Annotated in this window: 18 protein-coding genes; all 18 read right to left on the bottom strand. The window is 64.3% G+C overall.

The features are described from left to right. Positions 1-2 precede the first annotated feature (2 nt). Positions 3-2,018 (bottom strand): NADH-quinone oxidoreductase subunit NuoG, encoded by a 2,016-nt coding sequence (nuoG, locus tag ACGYLX_RS03370; RefSeq protein ID WP_394447300.1) that lies wholly within the window; start codon positions 2,016-2,018, stop codon positions 3-5. 4 nt (positions 2,019-2,022) lie between these two features. Continuing rightward, positions 2,023-2,433 carry a DUF5333 domain-containing protein gene (locus ACGYLX_RS03365; protein ID WP_067263433.1) on the bottom strand — a complete coding sequence of 137 codons (411 nt, stop codon included), beginning with the start codon at positions 2,431-2,433 and terminating at the stop codon, positions 2,023-2,025. Between the two features lie 120 nt (positions 2,434-2,553). Beyond that, positions 2,554-2,880, bottom strand: coding sequence for a hypothetical protein (locus tag ACGYLX_RS03360; RefSeq protein ID WP_209218009.1), 327 nt, complete (start codon positions 2,878-2,880; stop codon positions 2,554-2,556). 138 nt (positions 2,881-3,018) lie between these two features. Beyond that, positions 3,019-4,314, bottom strand: coding sequence for an NADH-quinone oxidoreductase subunit NuoF (gene nuoF / locus ACGYLX_RS03355; protein ID WP_209218008.1), 1,296 nt, complete (start codon positions 4,312-4,314; stop codon positions 3,019-3,021). Between the two features lie 5 nt (positions 4,315-4,319). After that, entirely contained in the window at positions 4,320-4,553 is a 234-nt protein-coding gene (locus ACGYLX_RS03350) for a DUF5337 domain-containing protein (protein ID WP_067263425.1), read from the bottom strand. Between the two features lie 18 nt (positions 4,554-4,571). Beyond that, on the bottom strand, positions 4,572-5,444 hold the full coding sequence (locus tag ACGYLX_RS03345) for a hypothetical protein (protein ID WP_394447299.1): 873 nt from the start codon (positions 5,442-5,444) through the stop codon (positions 4,572-4,574). Between the two features lie 92 nt (positions 5,445-5,536). Then, on the bottom strand, positions 5,537-6,688 hold the full coding sequence (locus ACGYLX_RS03340) for an NADH-quinone oxidoreductase subunit E (RefSeq protein ID WP_394447297.1): 1,152 nt from the start codon (positions 6,686-6,688) through the stop codon (positions 5,537-5,539). 79 nt (positions 6,689-6,767) lie between these two features. Continuing rightward, on the bottom strand, positions 6,768-8,012 hold the full coding sequence (locus ACGYLX_RS03335; RefSeq protein WP_394447295.1) for an NADH-quinone oxidoreductase subunit D: 1,245 nt from the start codon (positions 8,010-8,012) through the stop codon (positions 6,768-6,770). Continuing rightward, positions 8,012-8,185, bottom strand: coding sequence for a hypothetical protein (locus ACGYLX_RS03330; RefSeq protein ID WP_169306047.1), 174 nt, complete (start codon positions 8,183-8,185; stop codon positions 8,012-8,014). The genes ACGYLX_RS03335 and ACGYLX_RS03330 overlap by 1 nt, the downstream gene beginning before the upstream one ends. Beyond that, positions 8,185-8,814: an NADH-quinone oxidoreductase subunit C gene (locus ACGYLX_RS03325; RefSeq protein WP_136720172.1), complete on the bottom strand. Its 630-nt coding sequence runs from the start codon at positions 8,812-8,814 to the stop codon at positions 8,185-8,187. Before ACGYLX_RS03325 ends, ACGYLX_RS03330 begins: the two co-directional genes overlap by 1 nt. A gap of 101 nt (positions 8,815-8,915) precedes the next feature. Next, positions 8,916-9,530, bottom strand: a complete 615-nt coding sequence (locus ACGYLX_RS03320; RefSeq protein WP_231886322.1) for an NADH-quinone oxidoreductase subunit B family protein — start codon at positions 9,528-9,530, stop codon at positions 8,916-8,918. Next, positions 9,521-9,886 (bottom strand): NADH-quinone oxidoreductase subunit A, encoded by a 366-nt coding sequence (locus ACGYLX_RS03315; RefSeq protein WP_067263411.1) that lies wholly within the window; start codon positions 9,884-9,886, stop codon positions 9,521-9,523. The genes ACGYLX_RS03320 and ACGYLX_RS03315 overlap by 10 nt, the downstream gene beginning before the upstream one ends. A gap of 162 nt (positions 9,887-10,048) precedes the next feature. Beyond that, positions 10,049-10,831, bottom strand: coding sequence for a crotonase/enoyl-CoA hydratase family protein (locus ACGYLX_RS03310; protein WP_271693441.1), 783 nt, complete (start codon positions 10,829-10,831; stop codon positions 10,049-10,051). Position 10,832: 1 nt separating this feature from the next. Further along, positions 10,833-11,687 (bottom strand): hydroxymethylglutaryl-CoA lyase, encoded by an 855-nt coding sequence (locus ACGYLX_RS03305; RefSeq protein ID WP_394447293.1) that lies wholly within the window; start codon positions 11,685-11,687, stop codon positions 10,833-10,835. A gap of 31 nt (positions 11,688-11,718) precedes the next feature. Next, entirely contained in the window at positions 11,719-12,387 is a 669-nt protein-coding gene (locus ACGYLX_RS03300) for a glutathione S-transferase family protein (RefSeq protein WP_394447291.1), read from the bottom strand. Beyond that, positions 12,384-14,324, bottom strand: coding sequence for an acetyl/propionyl/methylcrotonyl-CoA carboxylase subunit alpha (locus ACGYLX_RS03295; protein ID WP_394447289.1), 1,941 nt, complete (start codon positions 14,322-14,324; stop codon positions 12,384-12,386). Before ACGYLX_RS03295 ends, ACGYLX_RS03300 begins: the two co-directional genes overlap by 4 nt. A gap of 75 nt (positions 14,325-14,399) precedes the next feature. Further along, positions 14,400-16,004 carry a carboxyl transferase domain-containing protein gene (locus ACGYLX_RS03290; protein ID WP_168613470.1) on the bottom strand — a complete coding sequence of 535 codons (1,605 nt, stop codon included), beginning with the start codon at positions 16,002-16,004 and terminating at the stop codon, positions 14,400-14,402. Further along, positions 16,001-17,506, bottom strand: coding sequence for an AMP-binding protein (locus ACGYLX_RS03285; protein ID WP_394447287.1), 1,506 nt, complete (start codon positions 17,504-17,506; stop codon positions 16,001-16,003). The genes ACGYLX_RS03290 and ACGYLX_RS03285 overlap by 4 nt, the downstream gene beginning before the upstream one ends.

Below are 17,506 nucleotides of genomic sequence, written 5' to 3'. Positions count from 1 at the left end.
TCTCACTCCGCCGCCATCGGCTCGGCCCGGCGCGCGGCGGCCAGTGCCGACAGTTCCGCCATCAACTGGCTGGCCCGCGCGATCGGGTTGGAGAGATAGAAGTCACGCACCGCAGGCGCGAAAGACGCATCGCCCAGCTTGCCCGCAGGCAGCGCGTTCCATTCGTTTTCGGGCACCTCATCGACATTCGCCAGATGCGGCACGGCCTCGGTCAGGTTGCGGCGCAGCTCGGCAATGGAATCATAGCCCAGTTGCGCGCCCATCTCAGCCGAAAGTGCCCGAAGAATCGCCCAGTTCTCTTTCGCCTGCCCCGGTGCAAAGCCTGCGCGCAGCGCCAGCTGCGGACGGCCTTCGGTGTTGACGAACAGCCCCGGCTCCTCGGTATAGGCGGCGCCCGGCAAGATGATGTCGGCACGGTGTGCGCCGCGGTCGCCATGGCTGCCTTGGTAGATCACAAAGGGGCCTTCGCCGATCTCGATCTCGTCGGCACCGAGGTTGTAGATCACCTCTGCCGCGTTCACGTCGTCCATACCGTTTTCGGCCACGGCACCGATGTCCATCGCGCCGACGCGCGAGGCTGCGGTGTGCAGAACCATCAGCTTGCTCTTGGTCTTCTCGGCAAGCTCCATCGCTTTCGCCAGAACCGCCGAACCATCGGCTTCGCGCAGGGCGCCCTGCCCCACGACGATCACCGAAGGCTGCTCCAGCACTTCATCGAAGTCGCTGCCCATCAGCTTGTCGAGCGTGGCGCGGTCGTTGCCCAGATGATGATGCGGATAGGTCAGGTCAGCCGCTTCGCCGATCAGGCCGATCTCGGCGCCATTGCTCCACGCCTTGCGAATACGCGCGTTCAGCACCGGCGCCTCGACGGCGGGGTTCGTGCCGATGAGCTGGATCATCTTGGCATCATCCAGATCCTCGATCCGCGCGTTGCCAACATAGCCGAAACGGTTGCCCGCGGGCAGTTTCGCGCCATCGGTGCGGCATTCGACGACACCGCCCTGCCCCTCGATCAGCTGCTTCAGGGCAAAGGCGGCCTCGACCGGGGCCAGATCGCCGATCAAACCGGCCAGCTTCTTGCCCTTCATCGCGGCGGCGGCGGCATTCAGCGCCTCGGGCCAGCTGGCTTTGCGCAGCTTGCCGTTCTCGCGGATGTAAGGTGTGTCAAGACGCTGGCGGCGCAGACCGTCCCAGACAAAACGGGTCTTGTCGGAAATCCACTCCTCGTTCACGCCATCATGGTTGCGCGGCAGGAAGCGCATGACTTCACGGCCCTTGGTGTCGACGCGGATGTTGGAGCCGAGCGCATCCATCACGTCGATGCTCTCGGTCTTCGTCAGTTCCCACGGACGCGCGGTAAAGGCGTAGGGCTTGGAGACCAGCGCACCCACCGGGCAAAGATCGATGATATTGCCCGACAGGTTGCTGTCGATCAGCGCGCCGAGATAGGTCGTGATCTCCGCATCCTCTCCGCGGCCGGTTTGGCCCATGACGTGCTGGCCCGCGACCTCGGTCGTGAAGCGCACGCAGCGGGTACAGGAGATGCAGCGTGTCATATGGGTCTCGACCAGCGGGCCAAGATCGAGATCTTCGGTCGCGCGCTTGGGCTCGCGGTAGCGCGAAAAGTCGACGCCGTAGGCCATCGCCTGGTCCTGCAGGTCGCACTCACCGCCCTGGTCGCAGATCGGGCAATCGAGCGGGTGGTTGATGAGCAGGAATTCCATCACGCCTTCACGGGCCTTCTTGACCATGGGCGAGTTGGTTTTCACGACCGGCGGCTGGCCCTCGGGACCGGGGCGCAGGTCGCGTACCTGCATGGCGCAGGAGGCGGCGGGCTTGGGCGGCCCGCCGACGACTTCCACAAGACACATGCGGCAGTTGCCAGCGATCGACAGACGCTCGTGGTAACAGAAGCGCGGCACTTCAATGCCGACCTGCTCGCAGGCCTGAATGAGCGTCATCGCCCCTTCGACTTCGACTTCCTTACCGTCGATGATGATCTTGCGGATATCGCTCATAAGCTCACTTTGCCTTCAGTAACGAACCGATCCGGCTCGATTTTTGAATCTCTTCGCGTCCGAGCGCACAATAGCTTTGCGGGTCCGAAGTATCGACCCCCTTCGCCTTGAAAAACGCGGCGCCCCGCGCTCTCATGCGCGCTTTTTCAGCGTCACTATCAATATAGGCGTCGATCTCGGCGTCGGAGTAGCCCAGATCGGTTGCCTTGCCTTTCAAGTCCCAAGCCATCTTGACCGCGCGCAGCATCCGCGCGCTGATGTCGGGGCAGTTTTTGCGGATGATGTCGGCGACGCCCATGTCCAAGAGCGCATCGTCGATGGCGGCCACCTCGCGCAATGGCGGTTTGGCGGCGACCGGTGTCACGGTGGCGGCGGTCAGGCTTAGGCCCATCACGGCGATCATCAGGGTGCGCATATCAATTCTCCTTCATGCAGCGGGCCGGAACGGCCCGTCTGACAAATGGAGATCGCAGGCCGTGATATTCAATATCACCGCCCCCAAGGCCCGCAGGCCCGCGATATGTCGCCGATGCGATCACTGGGGGCAGCGCCCCTGAAAGGTCAGCGCCCCGCCATCGAACCGCAGCGCGCTTGCCGGGGCGTCGGGGCCAAAGGTCCAGTCGATTTTCGAGTTGCCGTAGTTGCCGACACAGTATTTCACCGCCTCATAGCGCGCCGCCGCGCGGGCGCCGTCGATGGATTTGCCGGCGTCCTTGACTGTCACCTGAAAGACATCCCGCTGGCCGTCGACCTTGCGCAGTTTGGTGTTGAAATACTGCCCGTCAAAGGCAATCCGCTCGCCATCATTGGCGCAGCCCGCCAGCAGGGCGCTGAGCGTCAGAACCGTCAAAGCATATTTCATAAACCTACTCCGCTGCGCCAAGGCCCGGCCTTGCCGATCGCCCCGCGCCTGTTGTGGACGGACGCGCCTGACGCGCGCCCGCTATCGCCGCTCCTGCGTCAAGCGTCAAGCCGGTGAGGCCCGACGCTGCACAGGGTTTCACTCCGCCGCGACCGCGCTGACGCGGCCCGTGCGCTTGTGTTTGATCCGATCTTCGATCTCATCGCGGAAGTGCCGGATCAGACCTTGGATTGGCCAAGCCGCCGCATCGCCAAGCGCGCAGATCGTGTGGCCTTCGACCTGTTTGGTCACGTCGAGCAGCATGTCGATCTCTTCCGGCTCGGCATCACCCGAGACCAGACGGTCCATCACCCGCATCATCCAGCCGGTGCCTTCGCGGCAGGGCGTGCACTGGCCGCAGCTTTCGTGCTTGTAGAACTTCGACAGCCGCCAGATCGCTTTGATCACGTCGGTGGAGTTGTCCATCACGATCACCGCCGCGGTGCCGAGGCCCGAACGCTGCTCACGCAGGTAGTCGAAGTCCATGATCGCGTCGCGCATATCCTTGCCGGGGATCAGCGGCACCGACGACCCGCCGGGGATCACCGCCTTGAGGTTGTCCCAGCCGCCGCGGATGCCGCCGCAATGGGTCTCGATCAGCTCTTCAAAGGAGATCGACATCGCCTCTTCAACGACACAGGGGTTGTTGACGTGACCCGAGATCGCAAAGAGCTTGGTGCCCGCGTTATTGGCGCGGCCAAAGCCCGCGAACCACTCAGGTCCACGGCGCAGAATGGTCGGCACCACGGCGATGGATTCGACGTTGTTCACCGTGGTCGGGCAACCGTAGAGGCCTGCACCCGCCGGGAACGGCGGTTTCATCCGGGGCATGCCCTTCTTGCCTTCGAGGCTTTCCAGCAGCGCGGTTTCTTCGCCGCAGATATAGGCTCCTGCCCCGTGGTGCAGGTAGATATCGAAATCCCAGCCCGATTTGCTGGCGTTCTTGCCCACCAGACCGGCCTCATAGGCCTCATCAATCGCGGCCTGCAGGGCTTCGCGCTCGCGGATATACTCGCCGCGCAGGTAGATGTAGCAGGTATGCGCGTTCATCGCGAAAGAGGCGATCAGGCAGCCTTCGATCAACGTATGCGGATCGTGGCGCATGATCTCGCGGTCTTTGCAGGTGCCCGGCTCGGATTCGTCGGCGTTGACCACAAGGTATGCCGGGCGGCCATCGCTTTCCTTCGGCATGAAGGACCACTTAAGCCCCGTCGGGAAGCCCGCCCCACCCCGGCCCCGCAGGCCAGAGGCTTTCATCTGGTCGACGATCCAATCGCGCCCCTTTTGAATGATCCCGGCAGTCCCATCCCAATGGCCGCGCGCCTGCGCGCCTTTCAGGGTGCGGTCATGCATGCCGTAGATGTTGGTAAAAATGCGGTCTTTGTCCTGAAGCATGATGCCTACCTTTGGTTCTCACGGCTGGCCCGGCGGGCCTGCCACATTTGATATATCACGACCATCGCCCAGAAAAGCGCGGCCAGTGCAGCAAAGTCGAAGAGCAGCGCATAACGCCCCGGCAGGCCAAGCGCCGGGCCCGCCCATTGCATGGCCAGCCACAAGCACATGGTCACGGCAATGACCAGCCCTGCGGTGCGGCCCTTGCGGGCAAGCGCTCTGTCTTCGGCTTCGCTCATGTCTCTCTCTTACCCCGATCAGCCCTCGGCTTTGCCGTCACTGGCAAGTGCCTTGGCCTGACCGATCCAATCGTCGCGCCGGATACGGCCCTTAAAACGCAGACGGGAATCGACCCAGTCGATCTCCTCCCCCTCAAGGGCCGCGATCTGGTCGAAATGGAAGATGCCCAGTTCATTCAGCGTCTGTTCCAACTTCGGCCCGATGCCACTAATGCGCTTAAGGTCATCCGCCCCACCCGCGCGGGGTGCATCCAGCAGCGCGGGTTTTCCATCAGTCGATGCGCCACCTGTCGCCCCCTTGGGCGCGGTCTCGACGGTCTCTTCCGGGGTGGTCACCACTGCGGGCGCTTCTTCGGCTTCGACAACCTGTTCCGGAGCGGCTTCTACGGCGGCTGTGTCGGCCACGGGCGGCGTCGGCGTTCTTTCCTCGGAGGTTCCGGCGGGTTCTTCCTCGCCCGCCACATCGACCTCGGCAACATCATCCGGCGCGGCCTCAACGGCAGCCGTATCGGCCACCGGCGCAATCGGCGATGTCTCTGCCACAGGCTCAACCGGCGCGCTGGCCTTTCGCGCGGCCCCGATGCCTGCGTCACCGGCAGGGACCGTGCCCACCGCTGGCGAGACGCTGTCCGATGCTGTCGGCGCTGCCGCAACCGATGCTGCCGCCGCGCTGCGGGTGTTGTCTTGCGGTGCGGCGGCTGGCACGTCTTTGCACAGCAGGGCCATCGCCAGATAGCCCACAATCACCGCCACCAGCACACCGGCCAAAATAGACATCAACAGACCCCAGATGCCGAAAGCCAGCAACAGGAATGCCACGAGCAAACCGACACCGGCACCCAGCCACCAGCAGCGCTTGGTGCAGGCTTCTCGTTCCGAAATATCCGTCATGACTGTCCTTCTCTCCCTTGATGCGGGCGATGCGGCTTATGGCTCTGCGGGGTGGTGTGGGTGCCGTCCTTGGCCCGTTGTTAATCTCCGTCTTATTCTTCTGCGAGGCGAGCGGCCTGCTCTACCCAATTGTCGCGGCTGACGCGGCCTTTGAACCCTTCGAGGTTCTGGTCGACCCAAGCGACCTCCTCAGGGCCCCATTGGGCGATCTGATCAAAGTGGTAGAAACCCATGCCGTTGAGCATCTGCTCCAGCTTCGGACCGACGCCTTTGATCTTTTTCAGATCGTCCGCACCGCTTTCGCGCGGGCTGTCCAACTGCGCAGGCTTTTGGCCGGGCGTCGCGGGGGTGTCGGTCTCGGCCTCGGCGGCATCGACGGTTTCACCCGCGGGGTCGCGCTTGGAACGCGGCTTGCTTTTCGAGGCGGCCTCGGCCTCCTGCTCGGTGATACCGGTCTTGTCGGCGCTTTCGCCCTCGGCGGGACGCGGCTCTTCGGCTTCGACCTCTTCCACGGTTTCAGGCTGCGGCGCGTCGGGCTTGCGCTGCCATGGGGTCAGCAGCGGCACCTCGGTGCCGTCGATGCGCTTGACCGTATCGCCGATATCGACCGCCGCTTGCGCGCTGGCGTTATACTGCGTGCGCCCGCTTTCGTGATCCGTGAGGCTGGTCAACCCGCCCAGAGGCTCGGAGGCATAGCGCCCGTTCTGAGGGCCGGGCACGGGCACGCGCCCCTCGCTCAACTCATCAAGGATTTCGTTCAGCCGCGCGGTGGTCAGGTCTTCGTAATAGTCCTTGCCGATCTGCGCCATGGGGGCGTTGGAACAGGCGCCGAGGCATTCGACCTCTTCCCAAGAAAAACGTCCGTCCGCCGACAACTCATGCGGCTTGGCGGCGATACGCTCTTTGCAGACGGCGACCAGATCCTCGGCCCCGCAAATCATGCAGGAGGTGGTGCCGCAAACTTGGATATGTGCCACGGAACCAACGGGTTGCAGTTGGAACATGAAGTAAAATGTCGCCACTTCGAGGCCCCGGATATAGGCCATGCCCAGCATCTCCGAGACATGTTCGATCGCGGGGCGGGTCAACCAGCCCTCTTGCTCCTGCGCGCGCCACAAAAGCGGGATGATCGCGCTGGCCTGACGGCCTTCGGGGTATTTGGTGATCTGCGCTTCGGCCCATTCTTGGTTGGCGGGCGTGAAGGCAAAACTGTCGGGCTGGTCAGGGTGTAGACGGCGGAGCATTAGTTCGAACCTATGGTCAGGCGGAGGCCAATGATGCCCCCGGCGTAAAATTCTTCAAAACGGGGTGACGCCAGCGGCATCACCGGTCAATCTCTCCAAAGACGACGTCCATGGTGCCGATGATCGCGGCCACATCGGCAAGCTGGTGACCGCTGGCCACATGGTCCATCGCCTGCAAGTGCAAGAAGCCCGGCGCGCGGATTTTGGAGCGATAGGGTTTGTTGGAGCCATCGGCCACAAGGTAGACGCCAAACTCGCCCTTGGGCGCTTCGACGGCGCAGTAAACCTCGCCCTTGGGAACGTGGAACCCTTCGGTGTACAGCTTGAAGTGGTGGATCAGGCTTTCCATGTCGGTCTTCATCGCGGTGCGCGATGGCGGGGTGATCTTGCCCCGGGCCAGCACATCGCCCTGCCCTTCGGGGGCGCGCAGCTTCTCGATCGCCTGCTGGATGATGTAGGTCGACTGGCGCATCTCTTCCATCCGGCAGAGGTAGCGGTCAAAGCAGTCGCCGTTCTTGCCCACGGGAATCTGGAAGTCGAATTCATCGTAGCATTCATAGGGCTGCGCGCGGCGCAGGTCCCAAGCAAAGCCCGACCCGCGCACCATCACACCGCTGAAGCCGTAGTTGAGAATGTCCTCTTCGGTCACGATGCCGATGTCGACGTTGCGCTGTTTGAAGATGCGGTTCTCGGTCAGCAGCTCATCGATGTCGACCATGAACTTCTTGAGGAACTGTTCGCACCAGGCTTCCATATCGTCCAGCAGCGCGGGCGGCAGGTCTTGGTGGACGCCGCCGGGGCGGAAGTACGCCGCGTGCAGACGCGCGCCACAGGCCCGCTCGTAAAAGATCATCAGGCTCTCACGCTCTTCAAAACCCCAGAGCGGCGGCGTCAGCGCGCCCACGTCCAGCGCCTGCGTGGTGATGTTGAGAAGGTGGTTCAGAATGCGCCCGATTTCCGAGAACAGCACCCGGATCAGCGAGGCACGGCGCGGCACCACCGTGTCGGTCAGCTTTTCGATAGCCAGACACCAAGCGTGTTCTTGGTTCATCGGGGCCACATAATCCAGCCGGTCGAAATACGGCAGGTTTTGCAGGTAGGTGCGGCTTTCCATCAGCTTTTCGGTGCCACGGTGCAGCAGGCCGATATGGGGATCGCAACGCTCTACCACCTCACCGTCAAGCTCAAGCACCAGACGCAAAACCCCGTGTGCGGCAGGGTGTTGCGGGCCGAAGTTGATGTTGAAGTTGCGAATCTTCTGCTCGCCGGACTCAAAGTCGGTCGACCCGTCGTCAAAGGCTTTTGTGCGAATGTCGCCGTCCATTACCGTTTCTCCAGTTCTTGCAGCTTCATGCCCATCCACCACAGCAGGGCAATCGTGCCCAGCGGGATCAGACAGGCCACCGCCCAGTATTTGTTGATGCCGAAGAACGGCAGCAGTTTGACCATCGGAATGGCGGTCAGCGCCGAGAGGATCAGCCACCAAAGCCCGCCCATTACTTCGCGTCCTTGCTCACATGACCGTCGGGTGCCGACTTGTCGTCGCCGGGCAGGATGTAATCGGCCCCTTCCCATGGCGACATGAAGTCGAACTGGCGGTATTCCTGAACGAGGCTCACAGGCTCATAGACCACGCGTTTGGCGCCTTCGTCATAGCGCACCTCGGTATAGCCCGTGGTCGGAAAATCCTTGCGCAGCGGGTGCCCGCGGAAACCATAGTCCGTGAGGATACGGCGCAGGTCCGGGTGGCCGGAAAAAAGGATGCCGAACATGTCAAAGACTTCACGCTCGAACCAATCGGCACTGGGGTGCACGCCAGTGATCGAGGGCACCATGTCCTTCTCCCGCGCGGCGGCGCGCAGGCGGATGCGCTGGTTCTGGTACATCGACAGGAAGTGGTAAACCACGTCGAAACGCTTGGCCCGGCCCGGATAATCCACCGCCGTAATGTCCACCAAAGTCGAGAAGCGGCAGGTCGGATCACCTTTGAGGAACTCGACAAGCCCGGCGACATTGGCCAGCGCCACATCCATGTTCAACTCACCCTTGGTGACATCCCATCCGAGCACGCAATCGGGGCGTTTGGCTTCGATATAGGCCCCAAGTTCCTGCAGTTGTTCGCTCATCGCAAATCTTCCTTCCACGCGCCGATCAACGCCATCTCACTGTCCCGCGCCTTTGGCGCTTTGTCCTTCTGCCTGCCCCGCTTGCGGCGCAGGCGGTTGCCTTAGCGCACGATCGTCCCGGTGCGGCGGATCTTCCGCTGCAATTGGAGGATACCATAAAGCAGCGCCTCTGCCGTGGGCGGGCAACCGGGCACATAGACATCGACCGGCACGATGCGGTCACAGCCGCGCACGACCGAGTAGCTGTAGTGGTAGTAGCCGCCGCCGTTCGCGCAGGACCCCATCGAGATCACATAGCGCGGTTCTGGCATCTGGTCATAGACCTTGCGCAGCGCCGGGGCCATCTTGTTGGTCAGCGTGCCCGCGACGATCATCAGGTCCGACTGGCGCGGAGAGGCGCGTGGTGCTGTGCCGAAACGCTCAAGGTCATAGCGCGGCATGGAGCTGTGCATCATTTCTACCGCGCAGCAGGCCAAACCGAAGGTCATCCAGTGCAAGCTGCCGGTGCGCGCCCAGTTGATGATGTCTTCGGTCGAGGTCAGCAGGAAACCCTTGTCCTGCAACTCGGCATTCAGGCTTTGAGTGGCGAACTCAGGGTCCGGCCCCGCGCCATATTGACCGTAGGCCGCAGGGGCGGAGGCACCGGATTTCACCCGTGGGCTTTGGTGGCCATCGCCCATCACCGGGGTGACGAGTGCGTCATCTTTTACTGCCATTCCAGCGCTCCCTTCTTCCATTCATAGGCGAAGCCCGCCGTCAGCACGCCCAAGAACACCATCATCGACCAAAAGCCCACCATGCTCACCTCTTTGAAGGCCACGGCCCATGGGAAGAGGAAAGCGATTTCAAGGTCGAAGATGATGAAGAGGATCGAAACCAGATAGAAACGCACATCAAACTTCATCCGCGCATCGTCGAATGCGTTGAACCCGCATTCATAGGCCGAGACCTTCTCCGGGTCAGGATTGCGCACGGCCACGACCACAGCGGCGAGGATCAGCACAAGGCCAAGGCCAATCGCCACGGCCAGAAAAACGAGGATGGGCAGGTATTCCCGCAGCATGTCGTCCAAGGGGATGCTCCTTTCGCGGTGCGCGGCATGAGGCAAAGGCCAAAAGCCCGCGCAGACAAACTTGGAACGGGTTTAACTCTGCCCGTGGGTAGGGTCAACGGGCCAAGCCCGGTTAATGCCGCCCACGAGCCCGCAATAGAGCCATTTCGCCAAAGCCTTGAGCTAGACCACCCAAGCGGCTTTGCGCTTGTCAAAGAAGGCACCGATTCCCTCGGCGGCCTCATCGGTTTCCCAACGCGCCGCGAGGGCATCAATGGACATTTCCACCGCCTCGGGCGTGGCGATTCCACCCAAGTCCTGCGCCAGCTTCTTGGCCGCCGCCACCGCCCCCGGCGCGCAGGAGAGGTAAGGCACGACCTCGGCCTCGACGGCCGCGTCCAACTCTTCCGCCGGAACGGCGCGGGCCAGCAGCCCCAGATCGACCGCCTCCGCGGCATCGAACAGACGCGCCGACATGAAGACCCGCCGTGCGCGCCCCTCGCCCATCCGCGCCAGCACGTAGGGCCCGATGGTGGCCGGGATGATGCCCAGACGGGTCTCAGTGAACCCCATCTTCAGCGTATCGACGCCCACGGCCACGTCGCAGACCGAGGCCATGCCGACGCCGCCGCCGAAGGCATTGCCCTGTAGCTTGCCGATCACCGGCTTCGGCAGCGCGTTGAGCGCGCCCAGCATCGTCGCCAGCTTACCCGCCTCCGCTGAGCGGGTCTCGGCATCCATGTCGCGCTGGTCGCGCATCCAGCCCAGATCGCCGCCCGCACAGAAGGATTTGCCCGCCCCGGTCAAAACTACGACGCGCACCGCGTCATCCTCCGCCAGCTTGCCCGCCGCCGCGGTCAGGTCGGCCAGCATCTGCGCGGACATCGCATTGTGCTTCTCCGGCCGGTTCAGGGTGAGCGTGGCCACCCCGCGCGCGTCGGTTTCGATCGTCAAAGTCTCGTACATGTCAGCCTCTCATTGCCCGTGCCATTTCGGCGGCCTCTTCGACCACCGCCTGATCGACGCCGGTGTCGTAGCCAAGCGCCGTCAGATGTTCATTCACCGCCTCGGTGGCGACATTGCCCGCCGCCCCCGGCGCATAGGGGCAACCGCCCAAGCCACCGACCGCCGCGTCGAACACCCGCAGGCCCATCGACAATGAGGCGTCGATATTGGCCATCGCCCGCCCGTGGGTGTCATGGTAATGCCCCGCGAGCCGCCCCGCCGGGACCACGTCGCGCACCGAAAGCAGCATCCGCGCGATGCTGTCGGGCGTGCCCGCGCCGATGGTGTCGCCCAAGGAAATTTCGTAGCAGCCCATGGCAAAGAGCTTGTCGGCCACGCGGGCCACGTCGCCGGGATCGACCTTGCCGTCATAGGGGCATTCCACCACGCAGGAGACATAGCCGCGCACCGGGATGTCCACGTGCCGCGCCTCTTCGAGGATGGGGGCGAAACGCTCGAAAGCCTCGTCGATGCTGGCGTTGATGTTCTTCTGGCTGAACCCTTCGGAGGCGGAGGCGAAAATGGCGATCTCGTCGGCCTTCGCGGCCAGCGCATCTTCATAGCCGCGCATGTTGGGCGTCAGCGCCGCATAGCGCACGCCCTCGGCACGGGTGATCTGCCCCAGCACCTCGCCCGAGCCGGCCATCTGCGGCACCCACTTGGGGCTGACGAAACTGGCGCATTCGATGCGGGCAAAGCCCGCTTGGCTCAGCTTGTTCACCAAAGCGACCTTCTCGGCCACGGGAATCTCGCGTTTCTCGTTCTGCAGCCCGTCGCGCGGGCCGACCTCGAAAATCTCACATGGTCCAAGGCTCATTGGCCGCTTTCCTTCCCTGACTGGGCCATGGTCACTCGACCGGCCATGGCGCGTAAAAATCCTTCTCGTAGAGCTTGGCTCCCTCGGGCAGCGCCTGCGCGAAGCTGTCGCGCTCCGTGATCCGTTCATACCACGCCGCGACCGAGGGGTGGTCATCCAATTTCACGAAATGCCGCGCCATGTAGACCGCTTGCCCGACCGAGATGTCGGCGGCGGAAAAGCCGGAAGTCAGCAGGTAGTCGCGGTTCTCCAGCGGCGTCGAGAGCCGCGCCTCGAGCGCGTCGTAGCACTTGCCGATCCGCGCGGCTTCGAGCTTCATCACGATGGGGCTGCGCATGTGATCCTCGCGCAGGGCGATGTGCTGCTGGGTGAGTGCTGCGGTGTGCTGGCTGATGGTCTCGGCGAAATGCACCCAGACCAGCCATGCCATGCGGTCCGGGCTGCCGACCGAGCGGCCCATGCGGTCGGGGCTGTAGCGCTCGCAGAGGTACTGGGTGATCGCCCCGGTCTCGAACATGCGCTCGCCGTCGATCTCCAGCGCCGGAACGCGGCCCGCGGGCGAGAGCACGAGGTATTCCGGATCGCGCAGGCTGCGGTCGAAGGCATGCATCTTGACCTGGAACTCCACGTCGTCGAGCTCGTGCAGCAGCCAGAGCGTGCGCATCGAGCGGGTCTGCGGACAGTGATGCAGCGTGATCATGCGCCCTCCTCGGCTTCCAGACGCACCAGCGCCGCACCGGCCTCGACCTGATCGCCGGCCTGAGCCAACACCTCGGCCACTACGCCGTCGCGCGCGGCGAGCAGCGAATGTTCCATCTTCATCGCCTCCAGCACTGCCAGACGGTCGCCCTTGGCCACGCTCTGGCCGACCTCGGCGTCGATGGCACGCACCAGCCCCGGCATCGGCGCTTCGACAATATTGCCGTCGCCATGGGCGGCGGCGGCGCGGGCCAGCGGGTCGATCACGTCAAAGGCGATGCCATAGGCATCAAACACCGTGACCACGTCGCCCGCGACCGAGACCGGGGGCGCTATATGGCCGTCGATTTTCCAACGGCCCGCGATGCGCTCGGCGCGCACCTCGTGATCGCCCACGGACCATAGCTGCACGTCCTCCGAGAGCACCCGCACCTTCAGCAGATGTTCCTCCCCGTCGCGGCCCAGCATCACCTGATGCCGCAACGGCCGCCAGAGATTGAAGCCCGCCTCGGCTTGTGGCTGGTCGAGCCCGAGTGCTGCCATCCCGGCCAGAGCGAAATGCCGCCCCGGCACATCGGGCTGCGCGGTCAGGGCCTCGATGTCGCGCGCGATCAGGCCCGTATCCACGTCGCCCTTGGCAAACCCCTCGTGCTCGGCCAGCGCCCCGAGGAAGGCGAGGTTGGTGACCGTGCCGCCGACCTCGCAGCCTTTGAGCGCCGCGCGCAGGCGCGAGAGCGCCACGTCCCGCGTGGGCCCGTGCACGATGACCTTGGCGATCATCGGATCGTAAAAGGGGCTGATCGTGTCGCCCGCCCGCACGCCGCTGTCGGCGCGGGTCTGGGGCGTGAAGGACAGATGCGTCAGCGTCCCGGTGGCGGGCAGGAAACCCTTCGGCACGTCCTCGGCATAAAGCCGCGCCTCGAAGGCGTGGCCGTTGATCGTGAGCTCATCTTGGCGCTTCGGCAGGGCTTCGCCCGCGGCGACGCGCAACTGCCATTCCACCAGATCGACCCCGGTCACCAGTTCGGTCACCGGATGCTCCACCTGAAGCCGCGTGTTCATCTCCATGAAGAAGAACCCGTCGGTCGAAAGCCCGCCCGAACCGTCGACGATGAATTCCACCGTCCCCGCTCCGGCATAGCCAATGGCCTCGGCCGCGCGCACCGCCGCTTGGCCCATGGCCTCGCGCATCTCTTCCGTCATGCCCGGCGCGGGCGCTTCCTCGATCACCTTCTGGTGGCGGCGCTGGAGCGAGCAGTCGCGCTCGAACAGATGCACCGCATGGGTGCCGTCGCCAAAGACCTGCACCTCGATATGGCGCGGCTTGGTGACGAATTTCTCGACCAGCACGTCCGGGTTGCCAAAAGCGGTCTTGGCCTCGGAACGCGCAGACTCCAGTGCCGCCTGAAAGCCTTTGGCCTCCTCGACCAGCCGCATGCCCTTGCCGCCACCGCCGGCGACGGCCTTGATCAACACCGGGTAGCCGATCTTCTCGGCCTCGCGCGCCAGCAACGCGTCGTCCTGATCCGCCCCGTGATAGCCCGGCACGACGGGCACGCCCGCCTCGACCATCAGCGCCTTGGCGGCGTCCTTGAGGCCCATGGCGCGAATGGCCTTGGCCGAAGGGCCGATGAAGGTCAGCCCCGCGGCCTCCACCGCCTCCACGAAATCGGGGTTTTCGCTCAAGAACCCATAGCCCGGGTGGATCGCCTGCGCGCCGGTATCGAGCGCCGCTTGGATGATCACCTCGCCCTTGAGGTAACTCTCTGCCGGGGCCGAGCCGCCGATATGCACCGCGGCATCTGCCATGGCGACGTGTTTCGCGCCCGCATCCGCGTCCGAGTACACCGCCACGCAGCGCACCCCCATGGCCTGCGCCGTTTCCATTACCCGGCAAGCAATCTCACCCCGGTTCGCAATCAGGATCGTGTCAAACATGCCCTACCCTTTTCATCTCTTTCTGGCTCCAAATATGTCGGGCGTTCCGGGGGCAGCCCCCGTACCGCATCGCGATCACATCCGGAACAACCCAAATTTCGTCGGCTCGATCGGCGCGTTCAGACTGGCCGACAGGCTCAGGTAGAGCACGTCGCGGCTCTTGCGCGGATCGATGATCCCGTCGTCCCACAGACGCGCGGAGGCATAGAGCGGGTGGCTCTGTTCCTCGAACATATCGATCGTGGGCTGTTTGAAGGCGGTCTCTTCCTCCTCGGTCCATGTCTCGCCCGCGCGTTCCATGGCGTCGCGCTTGACGGTGGCCAAGACCCCCGCCGCCTGCGCGCCGCCCATCACGGAGATGCGGCTGTTGGGCCATGTCCAGAGGAAGCGCGGCCGGTAGGCCCGGCCCGACATGCCGTAGTTGCCCGCGCCAAAGGAGCCGCCGACGAGCATGGTGATCTTGGGCACGTTGGTGGTGGCCACCGCGGTCACCATCTTGGCGCCGTGACGCGCGATGCCTTCGTTTTCATATTTACGGCCCACCATGAAGCCGGTGATGTTCTGCAAGAAGACCAGCGGGATGTTGCGCTGGCTGCAAAGCTCCACGAAATGCGCGCCCTTCTGGGCCGCTTCTGAGAAGAGTACGCCGTTGTTGGCGATGATGCCGATGGGACAGCCTTTGACATGGGCAAAGCCGCAGACCAGCGTCTCGCCGAAGCGGGACTTGAACTCGTCGAAACGGCTGCCGTCGACGAGCCGCATGATCACCTCCCGGATATCATAGGGCGTGCGCAGGTCGGCAGGCACGACGCCCAGCATCTCGGCAGGGTCATAGGCGGGCTCTTCGGGGCTGGCCCAATCGACGGTCTTTGGCTTGGTCTTGTTGAGCTGCCCCACCGCGCGGCGCGCCAGTGCCAGTGCATGGGCGTCGTCTTCGGCAAGGTAATCCGCCACCCCCGACAGCCGCGTATGCACGTCGCCGCCGCCGAGGTCTTCGGCGCTGACCACCTCGCCCGTCGCGGCCTTCACCAAGGGCGGGCCGGCAAGGAAGATCGTGCCCTGCTCTTTCACGATAATGGTAACGTCCGACATCGCAGGCACGTAAGCACCGCCAGCGGTACAGGAGCCCATCACCACGGCGATCTGGGCGATGCCCTTGGCGCTCATCCGCGCCTGGTTGTAGAAGATCGCGCCGAAATGGTCGCGGTCGGGGAAAACCTCGTCTTGGTTGGGCAGGTTCGCACCGCCAGAGTCCACCAGATAGATGCAGGGCAGATGGTTCGCCTCGGCGATCTCCTGCGCGCGGAGGTGTTTCTTCACCGTCATCGGGTAATAGGTGCCGCCCTTCACGGTGGCGTCGTTACAGACCACCATGACTTCATGCCCCTGCACCCGACCGATGCCCGCGATCACGCCCGCGCAAGGTGCTGCACCGTCGTAGAGACCATGCGCCGCGGTGGCGCCGATCTCCAGAAACGGGCTGCCGGGGTCGAGAAGGTTCGCCACCCGCTCACGTGGCAGCATCTTGCCGCGGCTTTCGTGCCGTGCGCGGGACTTCTCGCCGCCGCCCAGGGCGGCGGCCTTGGCGGCCTCGCGCACCTCGCTCAGGGCTTTCAGATGCGTCATCTCGTTGGCCTTGTAGGCATCCGAGGATGGCAGGGCTTGGGATGTCAGTTTCATGTTACGTCCTCATTCTCTCGCGCCGCCAGACGCTTCAATTCCTTGCGGATCACCTTGCCGGTGACGGTCATGGGCAGGTCCTGCACGAAGGCGATCTCGCGCGGGTAGGAATAGCTGGCGAGCCGGTCCTTGACCCAGTCCTGCAATTCCTTCGCCTCGACCACGGCACCCGGTTTCAGCACCACATAGGCCTTCACGATCTCGGTGCGGAGCGCATCGGGCTTGCCGACCACGCCGCAGGTCGCCACGGCGGGATGGGTGAGCAGGCAATCCTCGATTTCCGCCGGGCCGATGCGGTAGCCGGCGGAGGTGATCACGTCATCCTCGCGTCCCACGAAGCGCAAATAGTCGCCCTCCCAGATGCCGCGGTCGCCGGTCAGCAGCAAGTCGCCGTGGAACTTCGCCGCCGTCTCCTCGGGCCGGTTCCAGTAGCGCAGCATCATCGAAGGCGCCCCACGGCGCACCGCCACGTCGCCCTCGGCATCGGTAGGCTGGCCGTCCGCGTCCAGCACGGCGATCTCGAACCCCGGTACCGGCTTGCCGATGCAGCCGGGCTGGGCGGGGAAATTGACGCCGCAGCTCGAAGCCACCATATTGCATTCGGTCTGGCCGTAGAACTCGTTGATCTCAAGCCCAAACGCCTCCCGGCCCCATGCCAGCATCTCAGCCCCCAAAGGCTCGCCGCCGCTGGCGACCGAGCGCAGGCCCGGCAGCGCGACATCCGCCGCCTTCAGCATCCGCAGCGCAGTCGGCGGGAAGAACACGTTGCGCACCTTGCCCTTCGCGATCACCTCGGCGCAGCCCTCGACGGTGAACTTGGGCATCCGGGCGGCCACCACTGGCACGCCAAGCGCCAGTGCGGGCATCGCCACGTCGAAAAGCCCACCGATCCACGCCCAATCCGCGGGCGTCCAAAGGCAATCGCCGTCTTTTCCCAGATGATCATGACTGACCGAAACGCCCGGCAAATGGCCCGAGAGCACCCGATGCCCGTGCAGCGCGCCTTTCGGCGTGCCGGTGGTGCCGGAGGTGTAGATCAGCACGGCGGGATCTTCGGGGCCGACCTCGGCGAAACCTACCGCGTCACCTTCGACGCCGGCCTCCGCCGCGATCCACGGGGTGGCGAGATCGCCCAGAAGCTCGGCGCCCTCGGCGTCGGTCAGCACGATTTCGCAGCCGGCGTCACCGATCCGGCTGGCCAGCGCGTCGTGTTTAAACAGTTTGAACAGCGGCACCGAGATTGCGCCGATCTTCCAGATCGCCAGATGCGCCGCCGCACACCACGGCGACTGGCTGAGCAGCACGCCCACCCGGTCGCCGCGCGCGACTTGGCTTTTAAGCGCGCGGGCCAGACCGTCGGCCATTGCATGCAGCTCCCCGGTGGTCACATCGCGCCGCGCGGGACCGGTGAGGTCGATGATCGCCAGTGCATCGTCGGGCTGGGCGAGGCATTGCGCCGCCATGTTGCCCTGCCAGATGGGCCAGTCGCCTTCGTTCTTCAT

The sequence above is a fragment of the Sulfitobacter sp. 1A13496 genome, from assembly GCF_043557225.1.
Lineage (GTDB): Bacteria > Pseudomonadota > Alphaproteobacteria > Rhodobacterales > Rhodobacteraceae > Sulfitobacter > Sulfitobacter faviae.
Note: the sequence above shows the minus strand (reverse complement) of the source record. Positions and strands in the feature narration are given on the sequence as shown.

Bases quoted from the DNA above. Each gene is read 5' to 3' on its own strand.
- nuoG (WP_394447300.1), bottom strand. From the start codon at position 2,018: ATGAGCGATATCCGCAAGATCATCATCGACGGTAAGGAAGTCGAAGTC.
- ACGYLX_RS03365 (WP_067263433.1), bottom strand. From the start codon at position 2,433: ATGCGCACCCTGATGATCGCCGTGATGGGCCTAAGCCTGACCGCCGCC.
- ACGYLX_RS03360 (WP_209218009.1), bottom strand. From the start codon at position 2,880: ATGAAATATGCTTTGACGGTTCTGACGCTCAGCGCCCTGCTGGCGGGC.
- nuoF (WP_209218008.1), bottom strand. From the start codon at position 4,314: ATGCTTCAGGACAAAGACCGCATTTTTACCAACATCTACGGCATGCAT.
- ACGYLX_RS03350 (WP_067263425.1), bottom strand. From the start codon at position 4,553: ATGAGCGAAGCCGAAGACAGAGCGCTTGCCCGCAAGGGCCGCACCGCA.
- ACGYLX_RS03345 (WP_394447299.1), bottom strand. From the start codon at position 5,444: ATGACGGATATTTCGGAACGAGAAGCCTGCACCAAGCGCTGCTGGTGG.
- ACGYLX_RS03340 (WP_394447297.1), bottom strand. From the start codon at position 6,688: ATGCTCCGCCGTCTACACCCTGACCAGCCCGACAGTTTTGCCTTCACG.
- ACGYLX_RS03335 (WP_394447295.1), bottom strand. From the start codon at position 8,012: ATGGACGGCGACATTCGCACAAAAGCCTTTGACGACGGGTCGACCGAC.
- ACGYLX_RS03330 (WP_169306047.1), bottom strand. From the start codon at position 8,185: ATGGGCGGGCTTTGGTGGCTGATCCTCTCGGCGCTGACCGCCATTCCG.
- ACGYLX_RS03325 (WP_136720172.1), bottom strand. From the start codon at position 8,814: ATGAGCGAACAACTGCAGGAACTTGGGGCCTATATCGAAGCCAAACGC.
- ACGYLX_RS03320 (WP_231886322.1), bottom strand. From the start codon at position 9,530: ATGGCAGTAAAAGATGACGCACTCGTCACCCCGGTGATGGGCGATGGC.
- ACGYLX_RS03310 (WP_271693441.1), bottom strand. From the start codon at position 10,831: ATGTACGAGACTTTGACGATCGAAACCGACGCGCGCGGGGTGGCCACG.
- ACGYLX_RS03305 (WP_394447293.1), bottom strand. From the start codon at position 11,687: ATGAGCCTTGGACCATGTGAGATTTTCGAGGTCGGCCCGCGCGACGGG.
- ACGYLX_RS03300 (WP_394447291.1), bottom strand. From the start codon at position 12,387: ATGATCACGCTGCATCACTGTCCGCAGACCCGCTCGATGCGCACGCTC.
- ACGYLX_RS03295 (WP_394447289.1), bottom strand. From the start codon at position 14,324: ATGTTTGACACGATCCTGATTGCGAACCGGGGTGAGATTGCTTGCCGG.
- ACGYLX_RS03290 (WP_168613470.1), bottom strand. From the start codon at position 16,004: ATGAAACTGACATCCCAAGCCCTGCCATCCTCGGATGCCTACAAGGCC.
- ACGYLX_RS03285 (WP_394447287.1), bottom strand. From the start codon at position 17,506: ATGAAGAACGAAGGCGACTGGCCCATCTGGCAGGGCAACATGGCGGCG.